This is a genomic window from Ralstonia pickettii, from assembly GCF_001699815.1.
GTDB classification, from domain to species: Bacteria; Pseudomonadota; Gammaproteobacteria; order Burkholderiales; family Burkholderiaceae; genus Ralstonia; species Ralstonia thomasii.
In genome coordinates this window covers 1-19,183 of sequence record NZ_MCGB01000102.1, presented here as the reverse complement: position 1 = coordinate 19,183, position 19,183 = coordinate 1, and the positions used below count along the sequence as shown (strand labels likewise).

At 59.1% G+C, this 19,183-nt stretch carries 24 protein-coding genes; 19 read left to right on the top strand and 5 right to left on the bottom strand.

The features are described from left to right. The first annotated feature begins 70 nt into the window (after window positions 1-70). Window positions 71-1,126 carry a tyrosine-type recombinase/integrase gene (locus BEK68_RS22225; RefSeq protein WP_012436551.1) on the top strand — a complete coding sequence of 352 codons (1,056 nt, stop codon included), beginning with the start codon at window positions 71-73 and terminating at the stop codon, window positions 1,124-1,126. Here the strand turns inward: BEK68_RS22225 and BEK68_RS22220 are convergent. Further along, entirely contained in the window at window positions 1,101-1,745 is a 645-nt protein-coding gene (locus BEK68_RS22220; RefSeq protein WP_012436550.1) for a hypothetical protein, read from the bottom strand. The two genes, BEK68_RS22225 and BEK68_RS22220, sit on opposite strands and share 26 nt — an antisense overlap. Before the next feature lie 193 nt (window positions 1,746-1,938). On the opposite strand from BEK68_RS22220, the gene BEK68_RS22215 reads away from it, so the two are divergent. The 10 genes from BEK68_RS22215 to BEK68_RS22175 all read left to right on the top strand — a co-directional run bounded on the left by BEK68_RS22215 (window position 1,939) and on the right by BEK68_RS22175 (window position 9,047). Continuing rightward, window positions 1,939-2,154, top strand: a complete 216-nt coding sequence (locus tag BEK68_RS22215) for a hypothetical protein (protein WP_012436549.1) — start codon at window positions 1,939-1,941, stop codon at window positions 2,152-2,154. Window positions 2,155-2,156: 2 nt separating this feature from the next. Next, a complete protein-coding gene (locus BEK68_RS22210) occupies window positions 2,157-3,110 on the top strand; it encodes a hypothetical protein (RefSeq protein ID WP_065851905.1) in 954 nt (317 codons plus the stop codon). Window positions 3,111-3,189: 79 nt separating this feature from the next. After that, entirely contained in the window at window positions 3,190-3,483 is a 294-nt protein-coding gene (locus BEK68_RS25255; protein WP_081311604.1) for a hypothetical protein, read from the top strand. A gap of 222 nt (window positions 3,484-3,705) precedes the next feature. Continuing rightward, window positions 3,706-3,906: a hypothetical protein gene (locus BEK68_RS22205; RefSeq protein WP_012436546.1), complete on the top strand. Its 201-nt coding sequence runs from the start codon at window positions 3,706-3,708 to the stop codon at window positions 3,904-3,906. A gap of 41 nt (window positions 3,907-3,947) precedes the next feature. Beyond that, window positions 3,948-4,841 (top strand): KfrB domain-containing protein, encoded by an 894-nt coding sequence (locus tag BEK68_RS22200; RefSeq protein WP_012436545.1) that lies wholly within the window; start codon window positions 3,948-3,950, stop codon window positions 4,839-4,841. Window positions 4,842-4,860: 19 nt separating this feature from the next. After that, window positions 4,861-5,043 (top strand): hypothetical protein, encoded by a 183-nt coding sequence (locus BEK68_RS22195; protein ID WP_012436544.1) that lies wholly within the window; start codon window positions 4,861-4,863, stop codon window positions 5,041-5,043. Window positions 5,044-5,051: 8 nt separating this feature from the next. After that, entirely contained in the window at window positions 5,052-5,795 is a 744-nt protein-coding gene (locus tag BEK68_RS22190) for a conjugative transfer protein TrbJ (protein ID WP_012436543.1), read from the top strand. 17 nt (window positions 5,796-5,812) lie between these two features. Then, the gene (locus BEK68_RS22185; RefSeq protein WP_012436542.1) at window positions 5,813-6,097 is read left to right on the top strand and encodes a hypothetical protein; all 285 of its coding nucleotides are present in this window, start codon (window positions 5,813-5,815) and stop codon (window positions 6,095-6,097) included. A gap of 2 nt (window positions 6,098-6,099) precedes the next feature. Then, entirely contained in the window at window positions 6,100-7,872 is a 1,773-nt protein-coding gene (locus BEK68_RS22180) for a hypothetical protein (RefSeq protein ID WP_012436541.1), read from the top strand. Window positions 7,873-8,015: 143 nt separating this feature from the next. Beyond that, on the top strand, window positions 8,016-9,047 hold the full coding sequence (locus tag BEK68_RS22175; RefSeq protein WP_012436540.1) for a PIN domain-containing protein: 1,032 nt from the start codon (window positions 8,016-8,018) through the stop codon (window positions 9,045-9,047). A 34-nt stretch (window positions 9,048-9,081) separates the two neighbouring features. On the opposite strand, the gene BEK68_RS22170 is transcribed toward BEK68_RS22175, so the two are convergent. Next, window positions 9,082-9,744 (bottom strand): hypothetical protein, encoded by a 663-nt coding sequence (locus BEK68_RS22170; protein WP_198135790.1) that lies wholly within the window; start codon window positions 9,742-9,744, stop codon window positions 9,082-9,084. Between the two features lie 504 nt (window positions 9,745-10,248). On the opposite strand from BEK68_RS22170, the gene BEK68_RS22165 reads away from it, so the two are divergent. Continuing rightward, window positions 10,249-11,037 carry a S1 family peptidase gene (locus BEK68_RS22165; protein WP_012436538.1) on the top strand — a complete coding sequence of 263 codons (789 nt, stop codon included), beginning with the start codon at window positions 10,249-10,251 and terminating at the stop codon, window positions 11,035-11,037. Window positions 11,038-12,031: 994 nt separating this feature from the next. Here BEK68_RS22165 and BEK68_RS22160 read toward each other — a convergent pair. Then, on the bottom strand, window positions 12,032-12,211 hold the full coding sequence (locus BEK68_RS22160) for a hypothetical protein (RefSeq protein ID WP_065851903.1): 180 nt from the start codon (window positions 12,209-12,211) through the stop codon (window positions 12,032-12,034). Window positions 12,212-13,006: 795 nt separating this feature from the next. On the opposite strand from BEK68_RS22160, the gene BEK68_RS22155 reads away from it, so the two are divergent. Beyond that, window positions 13,007-13,342: a plasmid mobilization protein gene (locus BEK68_RS22155; protein ID WP_249262954.1), complete on the top strand. Its 336-nt coding sequence runs from the start codon at window positions 13,007-13,009 to the stop codon at window positions 13,340-13,342. 169 nt (window positions 13,343-13,511) lie between these two features. Next, the gene (locus BEK68_RS22150; RefSeq protein ID WP_249262953.1) at window positions 13,512-13,955 is read left to right on the top strand and encodes a hypothetical protein; all 444 of its coding nucleotides are present in this window, start codon (window positions 13,512-13,514) and stop codon (window positions 13,953-13,955) included. Between the two features lie 566 nt (window positions 13,956-14,521). Here BEK68_RS22150 and BEK68_RS22140 read toward each other — a convergent pair. Further along, the gene (locus BEK68_RS22140) at window positions 14,522-15,298 is read right to left on the bottom strand and encodes a 3'-5' exoribonuclease (RefSeq protein ID WP_249262952.1); all 777 of its coding nucleotides are present in this window, start codon (window positions 15,296-15,298) and stop codon (window positions 14,522-14,524) included. A gap of 243 nt (window positions 15,299-15,541) precedes the next feature. Continuing rightward, complete coding sequence (locus BEK68_RS22130) at window positions 15,542-15,772, bottom strand: hypothetical protein (RefSeq protein ID WP_012436531.1); 231 nt, start codon at window positions 15,770-15,772, stop codon at window positions 15,542-15,544. A gap of 196 nt (window positions 15,773-15,968) precedes the next feature. On the opposite strand from BEK68_RS22130, the gene BEK68_RS22125 reads away from it, so the two are divergent. From BEK68_RS22125 to BEK68_RS22105, 5 genes are all read left to right on the top strand, one after another. Then, window positions 15,969-16,427, top strand: a complete 459-nt coding sequence (locus BEK68_RS22125; protein ID WP_012436530.1) for a hypothetical protein — start codon at window positions 15,969-15,971, stop codon at window positions 16,425-16,427. After that, window positions 16,424-16,711: a type II toxin-antitoxin system mRNA interferase toxin, RelE/StbE family gene (locus BEK68_RS22120; RefSeq protein ID WP_012436529.1), complete on the top strand. Its 288-nt coding sequence runs from the start codon at window positions 16,424-16,426 to the stop codon at window positions 16,709-16,711. The genes BEK68_RS22125 and BEK68_RS22120 overlap by 4 nt, the downstream gene beginning before the upstream one ends. Before the next feature lie 363 nt (window positions 16,712-17,074). Continuing rightward, complete coding sequence (locus BEK68_RS22115) at window positions 17,075-18,571, top strand: type I restriction-modification system subunit M (protein WP_012436528.1); 1,497 nt, start codon at window positions 17,075-17,077, stop codon at window positions 18,569-18,571. After that, entirely contained in the window at window positions 18,568-18,963 is a 396-nt protein-coding gene (locus BEK68_RS22110; RefSeq protein WP_065851901.1) for a hypothetical protein, read from the top strand. The genes BEK68_RS22115 and BEK68_RS22110 overlap by 4 nt, the downstream gene beginning before the upstream one ends. Beyond that, window positions 18,963-19,183, top strand: a 221-nt coding sequence (locus tag BEK68_RS22105; protein ID WP_139111376.1) for a transposase, incomplete at its 3' end; no start/stop codon positions are given. The genes BEK68_RS22110 and BEK68_RS22105, both read left to right, overlap by 1 nt.

Sequence of the window (19,183 nt, the reverse complement as noted above, 5' to 3'; positions counted from 1 at the left end):
ACGTGACCCCTTGTGCTTTCTGGGCGTTGAAAAGTACATTTTCGGTACAGTCAGCTCTCAGAACAGGTACATGGCGACCATCGTCAAGACGCCTTCCGGCACGTGGAAGGCGGTCATTCGCAAGCTCGGCTGGCCGACCACGGCCAAGACCTTCCGCACCAAACGCGACGCGGAGGATTGGGCGCGCCGGACTGAGGATGAGATGGTCCGAGGTGTGTATCTGTCCCGCGCACCATCTGAGAAGCTGACCGTCGCTGGCGCGTTGAAGCGCTATATGGAGGAGGTTTCGGTCACGAAGAAGCCGACCACTCAGCGCAGCGAGCGCTTTACGGCTCAACACTTGGAGGCCTTCTTCGGGAAGTATTCGATGGCGGCCGTTAGCGCAGACCTGGTCGCCAAGTACCGCGATGCACGCTTGGCGGCGGGCAAGTCGAACAACACGGTTCGCATTGAACTCGCGATGCTGGGTCATTTGTTTCGAACGGCGATTCAAGAGTGGAGCATCGGCTTGACGTTCAATCCGGTTGCCAACATCCGCAAGCCTAGCCCGGGGGCCGGGCGCGATCGTCGTCTTAGTCTGGACGAGCAGGCGCGTTTGTTCGCGGCTGTGTCAGCTCACAGCAATCCGATGCTGGGTTGGATCGTGAGCTTGGCTGTGGAGACTGGTATGCGCTCATCGGAGATCGCAACGCTACGCCGTTCACAGGTCGATCTGAACCGTCGAGTTGTGACCTTGCGGGATACGAAAAATGGCTCCGCGCGAGTAGTACCGCTTACGCGTGCTGCCGCTGATGTCTTGCAACTGGCCCTCGGCAATCCTATTCGTCCATTGGACTCAGACCTCGTGTTCTTTGGGGAGCCGGGGCGCGACGGGAAACGACGGCCCTATGTGTTCCAGAAGCTGTGGGCGAGCATTGTTCGTGATATGGGCTTGGCCGATCTTCATTTCCACGACCTTCGCCATGAAGCCGTGAGCCGTCTCGTTGAGGCGGGCCTGAGCGATCAGGAGGTAGCCGCCATAAGCGGGCACAAGTCCATGCAGATGCTCAAGCGCTACACGCACCTACGGGCTGAGGACTTGGTGGAGAAGCTTGACGCAGTCATTCTTGGCTGTGGTTCTGCCTAGCTGCGGCTCGGCTCCTATTCGCAAGCTCGACATGCCTGGCCATCCGCAGGTCATTCCATTTCTTCCAGTTCTCAATCGACGATTGGTCCGTCGGATCGACTGGCGGTTCGCCTGTTACGCGGCCAAGTAGCACCCATTCGGTGAAGCGAGGCCGGAACTGGCAGACCAGTTGTGCCATTTCCAAAGTTGGCTCGGCCAGGCGCAGAACGACACGGGACCATTCGGCCGCAGGGATACTTCCCCTGGACTTTTTTTCCAAGTACGCAAAGAGCTGCTCCCCTGAGGGGGAGGCCCATTCCTTGATTACCCAGTTCAAGCGGTCGCCCATGGTTTGACCTTCCCAGTCGCGAGGAACGGGGGCATCGAACGGAAATTCCGCTTGATTGGGGGCTTCAACGCCGGTCAATAGCCATGTTTGCTCCATGGGGTATTTTTTACACCAAAAATCCACCATGTCTGGTGCGGCTTCCTGCTTCCTGTAGTAGAAATTTTTCCACCTGTTGGCGCCGATTCCGCTGACGCTTTCCAGCGCTCCAAATCGTCCGCGCGTAGGAAACGTACCTTCAATCAAGGTGCGAAGCCGGTTGCTGAGCTCAATGTCCTTCAAGGTCTTGGTCACAACTCTTCTCCAGGCCTTATCCGAAAGCTTGCGTAGTACACTATAACGGTGTAAATTTTGTACACCATATTTGTGGTGTTAGCGTAATTATGGCCGGCGACGGTAGCCCTGTCACCAGTGCGTCCGGAAGCTTCCTCGGCTATTGGCTGCCCGAATTGGTCAACGCTTGTCAGAACGAATGGAGATCTTGGCTATGTCAAAGATGGAAGAGCTGTTGGTGAGTCGCTATGGCGTCTTGCTGTCGCTGGCCGATTGCGCTGCGTTGTTGAACCGAAGTGCTGAAGGGTTGCGGGTCACGTTACACACAGACCAGGAGCTCTCCCGCAAGCTCCGCGCGGCGAAAGTGAAGATTGGGCGGCGCATTCTTTTCAAGGCTACCGAACTCGCGCGCATTCTTGACGAGGCCTGAGTATGGGACGCCAGCGAGTAATTGATGACGCAGGCTTTTGGCGCTCAGTGCAAATTTCGGTTCGCAGCCAGGAGGACAAGGCAACGCTTCTCTATCTCTTGACCTCCCCATTCAGCAATATCGTCGGCGTGTACCAGATCGTTCCCCATGTCGCCGCAGCGGAGATGGGGTGGACTTCCGAGCAGCTCTTTCCGGTCCTCGCCCGGCTTTCCGACGCCAGCCTGATCGACTACGACGAGAACTCGTGCTCCGTCTGGGTCAAGATCTGGTGGGACCACAACTCGGCACGAATGGCAGTCGGCCCTTCGCTGCGAGCCAAGACATACGATCAAATTGGCCAAATAGTAGGCCAGTGGCAACAGGCGTACATCGCCGACTTTGTGGCCAGACTGCCGACGAAGGACGATCTGCGGGCATCGATCGCGCGTGAGCTCTCACAGGCTATGAACACCGTGTCGACACCCTGTCCATACCCTGAGGACAGGGGAGCCTCTAACAGTACAAGTAACGGTATCTCTATCTCTACTACTACTCCTACCCCACCCGGGGTGCAGGAAGCCGCCTCGCTTGAGTTTCCGAAGTTGGACGAGACGGAGCTTGCGGAGCTGCGCACGCGCATCGAGTTGTTCCCACATTCGATCAGGCAAGACGTCCTCGATGAGATTGAGGGGAAGCGGAGAGCGGGGCGTTTGAAAGGCGCGGTGGCACTGTGCAGTCATCTTCAAAAGGACCCAGCTGCGTTTGTGCTTGTCGATGGCCGGGCTGTTCAAAGGGAGCGTGCCGACCGCCAAGCAATGGTGAGGCGCGAGGCGGAATTCGGCTCGCAGATCGATGGTGCGCTACTTGCGATGAGCGATGACGAGCTTCGTCAATGCAAGGCGCGTCTTCCAAAACGTCTCGCAGAAAAACTCACGGCGAGACGCGAGCGCCTGCAGTACGCCGATTCCCAAGAGTAGTCCGTAGGCAGAGCGCTTGGCGTCTGCAAAGCACGGGAACGCAATGTGGCATCCGTGCGCATTTTGAAGGGGATAGACGATGAACCTAGGACCATTGCGCAGACTTAGCGGCGAGGACTTCGCCGTAGCGGAAGAAGTTCTGAAGGCGGCAACTTTCCTGATGCTGCCTGAAAAAACTAGAGCGAAATTTTTCGAGGAACAGATCAAGACCATTCAATGTCTGCGGGACAAAGGATGCTCTTGGTCGCAGATTAAAAATGTGATGGCAGAGATAGGTATAAATCTCAGCGAATCAACGCTAAGGTCATACTACGCACGCGGCAAAAACGTAAAGGGCAAGAAAAATGGCAAAAAGGAAATTGCTCAGCGCTGAGCAGGTCAAGAAGGCCGAAAAGTACTTGATCGAATTAATCAAAACACTGCCGCCGGCTACAGACAATAAGAAAAAGCCTGGGCGCTCTGCAGGAAAATTCAAATCCGAAACAAATAAAGAAAAAGCCTAGAGAAAAAATAGCAGCGGGCCCCAAAAGCGCGGCGCTTGGTCGCTGGAACGACCAGGCGCCGCTAACCAAAGCGATCTGACTAGGAGATCAGCATGGCTATCCACATTGTACTTGCAGAGCCAAGAAAAACGGTCTACCGACTGCCGGAAGAGCAGCGGAGGGCCATCTTGTCGCAGGCGCAAACAGACCTCGGCAGAACGACTGACCTTGCTTCCATGCGGCAAATCGAGAAGCAACGGCAAGAATTCATTCAAATGCACGGAGATCCATTTGGACTGGATGCCAGCAGTTGAATCGTCATCTTTTGCAGCAAAAGAAAAGCTAAGGATCTCGCATGGAAAACGACGAGCAAATGAAAGCGCGTTTCACGCAAGCTTCCCAAGAAAAGCCTCATGCCGTGGCACAGCCCCAAGCCATCACACAGTTGGAGGCGACTTCGGAACCGGGCGAGCTGGCCGTCATGGCGCCGTACTGGCTCAACGGACTGCACAACAAACAGGGGATCGAGCTGGCTAAGCGGATCAATGAAGTGATCAACGAGGAGGAGCGCCTCATCATCCGCAACCCGCAATCCATTCAGAAACTGATGGCCACCCTTTTTCCCGAGGCCAAGCCGCTCGGCCTGCACATTGTGGCCATGGAGCAATACCGGACCGATGAACTGCTCAAGGCGAACCCGGCCGAGCCGGCATCGTTGCTGGCCGGTGCATTCACCCGCGACAAGGAGGGCGCCTACCGCCCATCCGCCGGCGGCCCGGTGGTCATTCAGGATCGGGGCGATGCAGTGGATCTCACGTCCGAATCGCATGATGCCTACCAGGCATCCATCGAACTCGCCAAGGCCAAAGGCTGGAAACCTACAGAACTGGATCTCGCGCGGCTGGCCAAGGCGTTTGCAGCTCAGGGCGGCCTACCCGAGCAGGCCCAGCCGGTGGAGCAGGAACCCGAGACCAAGGCCGCAGAACACTCCCAAACCATGCAAGCCGTGCGTGAAAGCTGGGATGAAATCATGCCGGCGACGGACGGCCATCATGTCGGCCCCATCGTGGCGGTGGATGGTCAATTCATTTGTCAAAAAACCGGCCGTGACCCCCAGCAGATCATTTGGCACGACACGAAAAAGATGGATGGTCACGTCCCCGCCATCGGTCAGACGGCTGAAATCCGCTACCAAGACGGGCGCGGCCACGCCATCAACAAGGCCCTGAAACAGGGCGTCTCTCGCTGAGCTGAAGAGGAACTAGGTAATGGAAAACACAAACAAGAAACCCCTGAGCCACGCGCAAATGGCCAAGGCCTTCTCGATTGTTCTTGTCGTTGGCGCCATCCCCGTCTACTTGGCCCTCAAGGGCAATCCTTGGCCCTGCGGCGCTCTCATTGTCGCGAGCTTGGTTTACCTGCCGTTTCGCCGTCGTCAACTGAACCAGTGAGGAATACGATGAAACTCGAAACGCGCATCGCAGGCTTCATCCTTGCTGCCGCCATTGCCACGCCGGCCTTGGCCGGCACCGTGGCGGGGACTGGCGGTTCGACCGAAGTCACGCAAATCCTGAACAACCTGCAGCTCATCCAAGCCTATGAGCAGCAGGTGCAGCAGTATGTGCTTCAGGGCAAGCAGGTCGAGGCCGAGCTACGGAACTTGATCTCCAACCCGACATCGATACTGGGTGACGATGTCGGCAAGATGATCAACACCATTGGGTCGATCTACAACGGCGGGCAGTCCATTGGCTACAACCTCGCGCAGATCGACCAGAACTTTGCGCGAACGTTCAAGAGTCCAACGGCGGGCAATCTCGCCAAGATGTTCACCTCCTGGCACCAGACCAATACGGACACGCTTCAGTCTGCGCTCCGCGCCGTTGGGGCACAGCGCGACAACTACGCATCTAGCCAGGCTGCGCTGACCGACCTCTACAACCGGAGCCAGACCACCAACGGCAATCTCGATGCCCTGCAGACGCTCTCTCAGATCAACGTGCGCCAGATCCAAGAATTGCAGTCTCTCAAAGAGATGATGGCGACCCAAACGACAGCGGCGGCGACCTACATGGCGACACAGAATGCGAAGGACCAGAAGGGGCTGGATGACGCCACGGGGCTTATGCGGCCTTCCGGAAGGCCGATACCCTCGGTGGAGTATGCGCCTGCGCCGAAGTGGAAGGGCTTTCTCCAAAACTGACTAGTGGATTTAGACCTATGAACAAGATCGCCGCAATTTTCATCGTCATCGCCGCCCTGGCGGGCTGTGGAGAGAAGTCTGGTTCTGCCTCCGTTTCCGGGACGTATGTTGGTAAGGACGGCGCCCAATTCGTGTTTAGTGGAGGCAAGGTCAAGCTAGTGGGGTCTGCTGGTGAGACAGATTTCACCGTGACTGGAAACACCTTGAAATTCAAGTTCCCTAAAGGGTACCCGGTTGAGGCAACTATTGATGGCGACAGCTTCACGACCAACTACAACTACGTCTACAAGAAGGTGAACTGACGATGAGAAACCAGGCGAGGATTTTGACTCTGGTGCTCTTGCTGGTCGTTTCTCAAAGCGTCTTCGCTCAAAGCAGTTCCATCCTGGGCGCGGACAGTGTGTTTGAGATCATCAAGCAGGCGATGTTGCCAGCGTTTGCCAAGCTGAGCACCCAAGGACTCCGGTGGCTTGCTGCGTTCGCCACCATTCAATTTTTCATCACAAACTACAACCTGCTATTGGATGAGGCTGACATTTCGAAAGCCGTGTCGAAGCTGGTTGGCGCCGTGGCCTGGGTCGGTTTCGTTCTCTACCTCATCGACAACGGGCCGCAGTTTATCCAGGCGGTTGGCGATCAGATGTTCGGGCTCGCTGGCACTATCCCGACGCCAGCGACAATCATGACGAACACTTTTGCATTGGCGGGAAAGCTCGCAGCGCTCGCGCTCGGTGTTGGGGCGCTTCCCCTCGTTGGAGCCACAGCGGGAAGTATCGTCATTTGGATCTTGATTGTTACCCTGGTGGTAGGCCTGTACTTCGCACTCAAGATCTTGATGCTCCAGCTCGAAGTCGCTCTTATCGCCACGCTCAGCCCCTTGAGCTTCTCGTTCTTGGGGCTCAAAACGCTGCGGGATCAGGGGATTGCACCGTTCAAATCGCTGTTGGCGCTTGCGTACCGGATCATCCTGGTGGGGGTCATCATGACCGCGTTCGACAGCGTTAGCCGGGCTCTTACAGCGAGCCTCAGCGCCATGACGGTGGAACAGGCGATCACGGATGGATTGGACGCTCTCCTTGGCCCGCCTGTGGCGGCCATCGGTGCGTACTTGCTGCTGGCCTTTTTGTTGTTCAAGAGTGATTCAATTGCCAGCTCTCTCGCCGCCGGCTCGGCGTCTCTAGGCGCAAACGACGTGACTTCAGCCGCTGCCGCAGGGGCCGCCGTAGGCGCGTTGGCTGCAACTGGTGGGGCCTCCGCTGTCTCGGCGGCGGGAAAAGCTCCTCAATCCATGTCTGGCTTTATGGACAAGCTGATGGGGCGCGGCTCGGTCTCGAACGCATCCTCGATGGGGAGTGGTGGTGGTGACGCGCCTGTGTTTCAGACGCCCAAGCCGGCCATGTCCGCTGGCGCCCCTGCCGGAGGTAGTGCGTCGGCACCGCAGCCACCCAGCAGGCAGCAAGGCGGGGCGGCTTCGAGTCCATCCATGAGTAGCAGCGTCGCCTCTGGGCGATACGGGGCTGATTTGTCAGGCGTAGGAAGAGGCCTCAACGATAGTCTAGGCTCGCCAAGCGCGGAGAAAGGTGCCGCAATCGGAGAAGAGGCTGGTGCTGGCGCTGTGGCAACCGATCCTGTAACTGTCACGCCGGCCGGCTCTCAGGGCAATTCTGCAGATGGGCCGACGACCGCGCCAGGGGCCAGCTTGCAGGGCAGCGCTGCCGAGCAGGCAAAGGCTGTGCCTGAAGCACCTCCAGCGATGCCGGTCAGCTCAAGCCCATCATCACTTGGTCTGCGATCTGGGGCAGCATCGAGCAATAAAAACGCGGCGTCGGGGCGATATGGTGCGGAGCTGCCTGAGACGGCCAGCCAAGCCCCCGCCGGAGCAGCATCCAACGCGGCGATTGGCGGTCCGCCCGAGTCTGGATCATCGAGACTGGAAGAGAAGCTTGAAAAGCTTGTCGACCACATGACCCAGCCGAAGAAGCCGACGCTCGGCGAGCGCCTGGGCGAAGCTAACCGCCATCTTTCCCAGGAACAGGCCACCACGCACGTGTCTATCAGCGGCCACCACCACGACTGATGTGTTCGATTTTTCTTCGAATTTGGGCGGCTATGTGTGCGCTGGCCGCGAGAGGCCAGCCAGCGCCCGATTTCCAACCCAGCGGCGCCTGCATGAGGCTCTCCCTCACTTAGAATTCTCGGATTCACACTAAGAGGAACGGCATGGCAATCCGGCTTTTGGTCGACACCTGCGTTTGGCTCGACGTCGCGAAGGACTATCGGGAGCAGCCTGTCATCAGCGTGCTCGAAGATCTGGTGAAAAACGGCGAGGTCGAACTGATTGTGCCGCAGCAGGTGCTCGACGAATTCGACCGCAACAAGGCGCGCATTATCGACGAAGCGCGCCGCGGTCTGCATTCCCATTTCCGGCTAGTCCGGCAGGCCGTGAACCAGTTCGGAGACGACGGGCGCAAAGCTGACCTGTTGGCGGGCCTGAACGAGGTCGACCATCAGATCGGCGTTGACGGTGATGCGGTAGGTGGCACCATAGAACGCATCGACAGGCTTCTGCGCCGTGCTCCCGCGCTTACGACCAGCGATGCGGTCAAGCAACGCGTCACCGAGCGAGCGCTAGGGAAGAAGGCTCCATATCACCGCGCGAAGAACAGCGTCGGGGACGCCATCCTAGTGGAGATCTACGTCGATGTGGTATCGACGGCGTCCGACGACGCGCCGTGCGCGTTCATCACTCACAACACGAAAGACTTCAGCAATGCGACCGACGACTTCCGCAAGCCGCACACCGACCTCTCGTATCTATTCGAAGGGCCGCGGTCGTCTTACTGGATCTCGATGGTCGAATTCCTGAAGGATCACAGCCCGGAACTGCTTGGCGACCACGACTCCGAATTCAACTACTCGCAGGAGGCTCGGCGCCTGCGCGAGATCCTGGAAGCCGAGCACCTACTGTTCCGGCAGGTCTGGTACAACCGCCACTGGACACTTCGCCATGAGATCGAGACAGGCAAGACCAGGGTGGTGCCTGAGGAGCACTACAGCAGGAGCCCTTACCGTCAAGACCAGATTCTCGACAGTGTCTGGGCTCGTGCGCTTGCCGCCGCGAAGCGCACAGAGGACGAAGTGGGCATCGACAACCTCGGCCCGTGGAGCGACTTCGAGTGGGGAATGCTAAACGGCAAGCTGTCCGCACTCCGATGGATTCTCGGAGACGAGTGGGACATGCTGGACACGTAGGTCGAAGGCTTAGAACACGTCGGACGATCTTTCCCTAGATGCTATCGATGAGCCTTTGCATGGGATCGACGTCCAGTTGGCCGTCGACGAAGCTCCATTGAGCGAGCGTACCCCACACGAATTGCCCGATGTACTTCACCTGATCGTATGAATAGGTGCTGTAACGGCGCAAGCGGAGGATGTGCGCACACAGCACTTTAAACGACGCATGCACGTGCTCGTCGTCAATGTTGATCTTGTCGAGCACGTAGCGCACCTCGTCGGCAAGCATTTCCATTTCAAGCAAGAGGTCGTCTATGCGCTCGCGCTGATCTTGAAGGCCATTGAGCGCGTCGTACCAGCGCGCCTTCTCGTTGGCGTCAAAAAACGCTTTGAAGTTTCGGTGGTCCGTCAGGTTTCGCACTTCTGCTGTGCTACATGAAATGCCAGCGGCATGCAAAAGCGTCTGAACAGTGCTTTCCTTGAAATCCTGATAGCGGCGTCGAAGATTCTCGCGAAGTACCTTGTTGCGTTTTCGCTCTGGGTACACCACCACCATGATCCAGAACACCACGCTGTTGAGGAAACCGACCGATATGTTGAACAGGATTGAGTTTCCACTATGCAACTTGTAGAGGTATGGTTCAGCCAAAGTCCCCCGTAGCCAGCCCACGACCGGCTCATTGGTGCCTGCAAACGTGCCATAGACGGCAACCAAGGTAAGTAGTGCTATTGGGCCCGTCCTGAGCCAAAAGTTCTTAGTCTTCATCCCGAGCCGAAAGCTCTATGGCAACGCCGAAGATTAGATCATACGGCGATTGACCCGCGAGCCAGCGCGCGAGTCTACTGTTTCGAGGCCAGCACACACGCGCCTGTACCGCGTCCGCTCTCGTGCGACTCGCCCATTGCGCCGTGCCGTCCGTGCAGTCGTGCACGATGCGCAAACACCTTCGCGCTGCGTACCTGGGCTACTGGCCACAGCTCAACGGGCGGCTACACTACGTTGCGAGTTGAGGCGGATCGGCACCGGCCAGCCGCGCTTCGCATAGCGCGGATCCCCCCCCCATTTTTCAGGTTCATCGCCGATTTCCGGGAAACGAAAGGTCGCTTAGCGAGCCCGTTGCCGACGTTCGTGTGTGGCATTGCGATCGTCCGCTGCGCTGCGGTACCGGTGGGGCAGGCACATGCTTGCGCCGCGCGACAAAGGAGACGCACAGACAACATGGAAGCAAAGAGGAAAGTCGGATCTCTACGCGATCCGGCGGCGCGTTGGGGCAGAGACGCGTTCAACACGTACAGGGGCTGCGTCGCCTTCGTCGTCACCGAGGACGATCACGGCACGCAGGGCATTGGCACATGTTTCCATGTCGGCGAGGGCGTGTTCGTCACCGCCCGTCATGTCGTAGAGGGCCGGACCATCAGCGAGATAGGCTTCGACGACGACCTGACTGCGTTGAGCCTGCTTGAAGATCCGAAGCACTGGGACCGGAAGCCGCAAGGTAGCGTCACGATCACGCGCGGCCCGCTCTTCCACTCCAACGCCGAGATCGATCTGGCGTGCTTCGTTGCGGAGCCCTACCCGAAGCGATCGATTCCGCTTGGCGGTCACCTCGACGACTGGATGGGCCAGTATGAGCTCGTTTTGTACCGGACCCTCGTTCTCGGCTACCCGCCGGTGCAGTTGACAAAAAAGCCGCTGCTAGTCGCGAGTCTCGGCGAGGTGAATGCCCTTACCGATCTCTATTGTTCCCCCCATCCGCATTTCATCGTTTCATCGACAGCGCGCGGTGGCTTCAGCGGTGGCCCGGCGCTTGTCGCCTATGACGAGGCAAATCCCGATGGCGGCACTGCAGCGCTGGGGGTTGTCACCCAGGCACTGTGTAAGAACGGGGAGCCCGAGCAGCTCGGCTACATGGCCGTCCTAACTATCGAGCCAGTCTATGGGATGCTGGAGCAGCACGGCATCCTTCCGGTAGCGCAAAAGCTCGACTTCTGCCGGGACGAATCTTGACCCGTGTCAGCGAACAAGTCGCCTCCTAGGTCCGAGGCGCGGGTGGCCGTGGTACGTCCAAGCACGCCGCGCCGGCCCTGCGGGGCCTTCCCGCCACCTCCACCCCTGGAGCCCGAGGTCAGCTTATCTGCCAAGGGTCATACGATAGTCCCTTGCCGAGCGGCTGTGAGTGGCCGAACTCGGCTGTCGGACTGGCGCTCCCCGAAAATCGGAGATGAACCATTTTTCAGCCGGCTAAGCGATCCGCGTGGATTGCCTCATCGCCATACCTGAATACCAAGTCTGTTCCGTCTCGCAAGGTTCAGCACTGAGCAAGCTGGATCTCGGCATCTCCGAGCTAAGTTCGACCGCAAGTTCGGCCATGCGCAGAAACATGGCGCGATCTTTTGCAGCAAAAGTATGGCGCGACCATCCCCCGCCCAGCCGTGCCCTAGACTCCCAAAACAGCTCACATATCAGTCGAGTCCTGGCCAGGTTGGCGGCGAGCGTCGTCAGCCTGCCTCATCCTCAAATGCGACGCCCTTTCCGGATCTGATTGCCGGCATTAGTCGGTAACCGACGCACTGCTCGACTCCCATATTTCGGCCGGCGAAGCTATCCGCGTGGATTGCCTCTCCGCCACAACTGAACACCAAGCCCGTTCCATCTAGCGAGGTCCAACACTTATCTATCGGGATCTCGGCGTTTCCGAGCTACGTTCGACCGCAAGTTCGGCCATGCGCAAAAACATGACTCGATCTTTTGCAGCAAAAGTATGGCGCGACCATCCCCCGCCCAGCCGTGCCCTAGACTCCCAAAACAGCTCACATATCAGTCGGATCTTGGCCAAGTTGGCTGCGAGCTTCGTCCGTCTGACCCGTGCCCCTATGCGGCGCCTTTAGTGAATCTGATTTCGGGCATCAGTCGGTAACCGTTGCGCTGTTTGACTCCCATAGCAGCTCACGTATGAGCCCCAACGAGCCTGGCGGCCCGTTTGCTGGTGTGTGCGGCGTTATCACCCTTTGCGCCGCCACTCTGGCAGTTCGGGGAAGTCGGCGCGGGTGGACCCCCTCGCATTGGCGCGCAGTTGGCGCATCATCTCTCGGGTAACGATGACGCGCTTGGCCGACCGGCGGACCACGACCTTCGGCGCGGCAGTCGCCGCCAGCTTCTTGGTGTTGGTGGGTGCACTCATACAAGTTCCTAAACTTGCCCGAAGCGATAGTCGACCATGCGCGGATCGTGTCCCCGATTGCCGCCGGCGAGCGGTCAGATTCGTAGGCAGCTGATCAGTAGTCCGGCTTGAACCCGCGTCGCTCGCAATCAAGTTGCGGGGCACTGTGAATCTCGACCGGTGCGCCACTGCCTTCGTCCGGCGGCAGCATCAAAATACTACGATCCACCATCTCAGTCGCTTGCGCAAGTGACACGACGCGCAGGCATGCTGCGAACTCCCCTTGCCGTCAATACGAAGCACGCTCTAAGGAGCGCAGCACAGGCATCTGTCGATCACGGACAGCCTGGCAGCACTAGCGGTAGCCATGAGCGCCATGCTTGCCAAGCCGGCCAACATGGTCACGAGTTTCAGAAAGGTTCGGTGTTTAGCGGAAAGCGTTGAAAGTGTGCGGTGAGTCTGACTCCAGACTCACCGCAAATGCGTCGCAGAAGCCCCCAAAATGCACCGCAGATTCGCTGCAGATGTTCGGTGAGTCTGTCCCAGATCTGCCGCAAATCCATCGCAGATCCGTCGCAAATTGATCGCAAATTTGCCTCAGATTTACTACCGGTTTGCAGCGTTTTGCAGCGTTTCTGTTTTCACGCTACAGGGCAGGATGCCAGGTAGCTATCTCACGATAGCTGCCTGATCCTTGTCCGCTAGGTCGCTACGCGCCCGTCGCAGACACTCAGGGCTACGCCCCGAGACCCCGGATTAAGGGATTGGTGAGCGGATTGGTTGCTGGGCGAGCGTTCGCGCAACATAATGGGTTGTATGTCACGCGCCTACTTTCAGAAAAAGCCCGACGCCGCGAAGCGAAGCGTCCAGATGCTTGTCCGATGGACTGAGGACGAGGCTCGGAAGGTGCGCCACAGCGCTGGAAGCCGGCAGATGGATGTGGCGGAATTCATCCGACGTGCAGCCCTAGGTCGGAAAGCTGATGTGGATCACGAAACGGAGGTCGTGCTGGCCCTGTCGGCGATCACCCGCGAGATCCGTGCAATCCATGCTTCGATGGTTGAGCGTGGTTTTCCTCCGCCAGAGGACGCCTTGCTGCCTGTGCTACTTGAGGCGCGTCGGGCGATTCTGCGAGTGGCCGGCAAGAAATAGGGGTGTTTGACCGTCAAACACCCTCACACGGCACGGGCAGGCATCCACCACATCCCATGCGGCCCAGCCATCTTTGTCACGTATCCCCGTCGGGCCTGTTATGCGCGAATACCGACCCCGAACCATCCAAGAGCTGGCCGTGTGTACCTGTGACCGCTGCCAGCGTCGCTTGATCGCCGATGAACCTGGCGACTGGCAGGAACGGTTGTCGTTTGATCACTCCTGCGGTTTCGACTCGGTGTTTGGTGACGGCAACACAGTCAGCCTCGATCTGTGCCAGCACTGTGTACGTGAAGTGTTGGGCGAGTGGTTGCGCATCACGCCACCCGAAAAGCGGATTGAACGCAGCGACATTGCGCGCCATCCGCGTATGAAGAAGTTCGCCAAATTCGGGCCGGATTTCATGGCCGAAGGCCGTGGCGAGCATGGGCAGGATAAGAGGGGGCAAGCAGCACGCCCATTGACCGCTCTCAAAGGCATCATCCGGAAACCAGCGAAGCCGGTTTCGATCGAGGGCATGAATTCGGCGTTTGGCAATGATGCTGGTCCTCCAAAGGACGCCCGGCCCTCAAGCAAAGGAAAGTCGACGAAGCGGCAAGGGGCCGGAAAATGACCCCCACGAAAGCTCACGTATGCGTCCTCAGAAGGTCCCGTAGGACTGTGTGTAACTTGCCCAACGCTCGACCTGGCCGGGCAGAGCGCGACGGCTTTGCAAACAATAGTTGGCAAGGTGGCGTTAGGAAAATGACCCCCATAGCGGCTCACGTATCCGAGGGTGATGACATGGCAGACCAGGAAAATCAGGTGCGCCGCGACGAAGACCCGGAGTTCGGGGAGCTAACCCGCGAGGGGCGGTGGCGATGCGGCTGGGCGGTTCTACGGCAGCTTGAAGCGCTGCGTCGACCGATGACTGAGGACGACCACCTTGAGGCTTTCCGGTGTGAGCAAGCTGCCTTGGAAGAGGCGCTACGGCACCAAAAGTTCGGCGAGCCCCTTTTCCTTTAGAGCCAGGTGGACGCTGTGGCCACCCTGGGCATCGGAACTTCGAGCAGTCTCTGCGCGTGTGTTGTTAAGGTGGCGACTCAACGGGGCAACCATCGTCCGACCGTCTATGCCCTTGGCTCGCTTGAGGGCGACAAGGAGGTCTCGGGTATCCAATTGCACCCTGGCCCTTTGTCGTTAGCGAAAAGCAAACGCATTGGCGCGCGCATCGTGCAGCGCGTGATGCCGGCCACCGTGCTCACGGAAGTACGTTTCTAGCCGTTCCATATCAAGCCGGCCGCCTACGTGCTCGCACTTCCAGCCAGGGGGGATTTCGGCATCGAGCAGATCGAGCACCAGATCGAAGTCGCCTTGATAGTCGAAGCACAACACCCGCTTGGGCTTTGCCGGCACGGCGAGCAGCCACGCCATTAGCTCGTCACGCAACTGCGAGGCCGGCATCGAGCGACCGGGGACGCGGCCGAGCTGCGGCAGCACAGCCGCCCGAACGAACTCGCTGCACGCGGACAGCTCGAAGTCCGCACGCTCGCCGTAGAACTCCCGGCCGTCTTCACCCACGATCGCCACGCTGATGAGCTGGCAATCGATAAAGTCTGTGAACTCGGTATCGACAAAATAGCGCGTCTTCCACGGGCTGCGCGGGCCTTTGGATGCATGCATGGCACGCGCAGCAGACTGGATGATGTCAAGCCGGACCTGCTCGGGCAGCAGAATCGCCATGGGAGAGGCTTGGCGCAGTTGCTGGCCACGGTCGGACTCTTCCAGGGCCAGCTTCCAATCGCGCTCGGCAATGATGCGCTTCCATTCATCGTGCAACGGCTTGGAGCGGATGGAGGCCACCGTATCCCAGCGCTCCAGGATCTCCAGTGCCCGAGCCTCTAGCGACGGATCGGCGCGAACCATCCGCACCGCCTCTTGGTGCATGAGCAAGCTTTGCAGATCTTCCCTATTCACCGGTTTTTCTCCTTGTGGAGAGCCCTGTCGGTCCGGGGCGGCCGACCCACCGGTCATTCACCCACGCATCCCAATCGTGGGCATGCGGGGTGATGCACGTCTCGCCTTGGACCGCGATGAACGCGCTGCCTATCATCGCCCTAGCAAACTGCTGCCGCCATGGCTCAGGCACGTCGTCCATGCGCACGTATAAACGGCCCTGGGACTCCCGTATCGGCACCGCCTGAATTAGCTCATCGCGGGTCATGCCCCGTCCTCCCAATACCACCGCTCGATGTCCTTGGCGTCGCGCACGGTGACCGGCCCGAGGCTGCGAATCGGCATCATGCCGGCCAGGCCGAGCCGGTACAAGTGATACATGCGGGTCGACGGATCGTAGAGCGTCAGGCACTGCAGCTTGCGCTCACGGCGCAGGGGCGGCCCGAACAGTTCATACAACGACCGAGCCGTGTCATCGTCGCGTGGGGTGACCATGGCTGCCTCCATCACAATCCGTCCGAGAACGGGCGTTAAGTCACATCGCCGGCCCGCTCAAAAATTCCTTGTCTCCCACATTACTGTAAAATGGTGGTGTGTGCAATAATAACTGCTGGCTCAACATCAGCACCAGCGCGAGCTGGTGCAGGACTGGCAAGCCCGAGCTTGCCGCAAGCCATTGACGGAGGTTCCCATGGCAACCGAGACCATCGATCAAAAGACCCTTTCGCAGCTTGTGGAGGCCGGCGCGGTGCGTGCAGCGCATGTCGTCGGCCACGGCAACGGCTGGACCATCGCGGCCAAGTACGGTCTGACCGAGCGTTTCCTGGCGGCCAAGCGCGGTGACGTGCGCGTGTTTCGCAAGCTCGAAACGCTGGTGGCCTTTTTGCGCGAGCTGGGCATCAGCCGCTTCGACGTGGACGCCGCCGGCTACGACCCTGATTCTGTTGAGCGGACGACGCGGCCCGACCGGTCGGCCGCGCTCAAGGAGGCACACGCCGCGCGAGCCTATGACAAGTGGTTTCGCGAGCAGGTACAGCAGGCGCTGGATGACCCGCGCCCATCCATTCCTCACGCCGAGGTCAAGGCCGAGTTTGCCGCGCGCCGCGCGGCGCTGCGGCAGCGGATCGCGAAGCGCGGGGGTAACGCTTGACGCTGGCGCTGCTCTGGAACCCAAGGGCGCGTGAGGACCGCGCCGCCATCATGGACTACATCGGCCAGGACAACCCGGTGGCCGCGCTTGAGCTGGACGAACTGATCGAGCAGAGGGCCGAAGCCTTGCCGGCGCATCCGAAGCAGTATCGGCCGGGGCGCGTGCGCGGCACGCGCGAGGCCGTGGTGACGGAAAACTACCTGATCGTTTATCGCGTGACGGACAAGCGCGTGGAGATCCTCCGCGTGCTGCACGCGCGCCAGCAGTGGCCTGCAGAAGGGTGAGCCCATGTCGAATCGGAAGTTCACATGCCTCTCTACAACCCGTGGACACGGATGTACCACCTCTACCGGGTGGGGACGGACAGCCTGATGAGGTTTCGCACCTTTGGGCTGGCTGAGCCTCCGGCCCAGGTGACACGGTGCGGAACGATGCTGCTCTATTGGGCGAGCTGGGGCACCTGCCTTCGGCGCGGAGCCGAAGCGCGAAGGCACCGGTCCGCAATTTGACTAATTTCGCTCGCGACCTGACCGTGCAGCCTTGTCCGACTACATCGTCAAACAGTCCAGCCTTGTAGAGTAGTCGTTGAATACCAATCAAGAACACACGCCGCAGTGCTACGGCATGGATGAAATAGGAGCATGTGTTTGAGCAACCCACAAATTACTCTCAGTCAGCTTGAAGGCCACCTATGGGAGTCCGCCAACATTCTGCGCGGCCCGGTTGATGCTGCTGACTTCAAGACTTACATCTTCCCTCTGCTGTTTTTCAAGCGCATCTGCGACGTCTGGGACGAGGAATACCAGGAGATCGTTGACGAGACGGGCGATGAGGAACTGGCCTGGTTCCCGGAGTCACACCGCTTTCAGATCCCAGAGGATTGCCACTGGAACGATGTTCGCGCCAAAGCGAGCAATGTCGGTACCGCGCTGCAGCGCGCGATGCGGGAAATTGAGAGAGCCAACCCGGACACCCTATATGGCGTGTTCGGCGATGCCCAGTGGTCAAACAAGGAGAGGCTGTCGGATGCCCTCCTCAAAGACCTGATCGAACATTTTTCCAAGCTGCCGTTTGGCAACAAGAACGTCAACTCGGATCTGCTCGGCGACGCCTACGAATACCTGATCAAAAAATTCGCCGACGCCACCAACAAAAAGGCCGGCGAGTTCTACACCCCACGCAGTGTGGTGCGGCTGATGATCGACATGCTCGATCCCAAGGAGGCCGAGACCATCTACGACCCGGCCTGTGGCACCGGCGGCATGTTGCTGGCAGCCGTGCAACACGTCAAAGAGATGCACGGCGACGTCAAGCGGCTGTGGGGTAAGCTATACGGGCAGGAGAAAAACCTCACCACTTCATCCATCGCGCGGATGAACCTGTTCCTTCACGGCATCGAGGACTTCCAGGTGGTGCGCGGAGACACGCTGCGCAACCCGGCCTTCTTCGAGGGCGACCGACTGGCTACCTTCGACTGCGTGATCGCCAACCCGCCGTTCTCTTTGGAAAAGTGGGGCGAGGACCTGTGGTTGAACGATCCCTTTGGTCGCAACTTTGCCGGTCTGCCGCCCTCGTCCAGCGGTGACTTCGCCTGGGTGCAGCACATGGTCAAGTCGATGGCCGACGCGACCGGCCGCATGGCAGTGGTGCTACCACAAGGCGCCCTGTTCCGCAAAGGCGTCGAAGGCAGCATCCGCCAGAAACTACTGGAAATGGATCTAGTCGATGCCGTGATCGGTCTGGCGCCGAATCTGTTCTACGGCACGGGACTCGCCGCTTGCATCCTGTTGCTGCGCAAGCGCAAGTCGGCTAAGCACAAGAAGAAGGTGCTGATCGCCGATGCGTCGCGCCTGTTCCGCCGGGGGCGCGCGCAGAACTATCTGGAGGCCGAGCACGCCGCTGAGATCCTCGGGTGGTATCGCGGCTTTGCCAATGTGCAGGATGCGGTTCGAGTGGTCAGCCTCGATGAGATTAAGGCCGAGGACTGGACACTGAACATTTCGCGCTACGTGTTACCACCGCTGCGGGAAGACATTCCTCCTTTGCCAGTCGCCATTGCATCCTTCAAGGATGCACTCACCCACTGCCGCGAGGCAGAGGAACGGCTCGCGCAGGTTATGACCAAAGGAGGATGGCTTAAATGAGCATGTCGGTGCCGGAACTGAAGTGGGCATTCCCAATAGATCCCGCGTATTCATGGTTTGAGAGCTTTGCTGATCAATTCGCCAGTCCAGATGTCGTATTTATCGTTGATATCGAAGACGATAAGCCGAATGCGTACGCTTTCTCTAGCCCTCATTTGAGTGAACTGACCACCGCAGCCGAAATTTGGGCCCGAGCCACATCCCTCAAGGCTGTGCTGGATGGTGCGTTTTATCTACTGCATGGCAGGGACTTCCGGCCCTTCCGGCTCCATGACTTAGTTAATCTCAACGATGATCGCCGTTACGGCATGCTGGTAGATGAGTATGAGGTAATCGCCGCGCCATTTAGAGCGTGTTATGCACTTTCCGTCGGTGCTGCAGTCGAAGCGTGATGGAGAAACGCAGACCGTATCCGAGCGACGTGAGTGACGAAGAATGGAGCTTCGCGGCGCCGTATTTGACGTTGATGAACCAAGACGCGCCGCAGAGGCGATATGAATTGCGAGAGCTGTTCAACGCGCTGCGTTGGCTGGCACGCGCGGGGGCCGCATGGCGCATGCTGCCGACGAACTTTCCGCCCTGGGAGGCTGTGTACCAGCAGACGCAACGCTG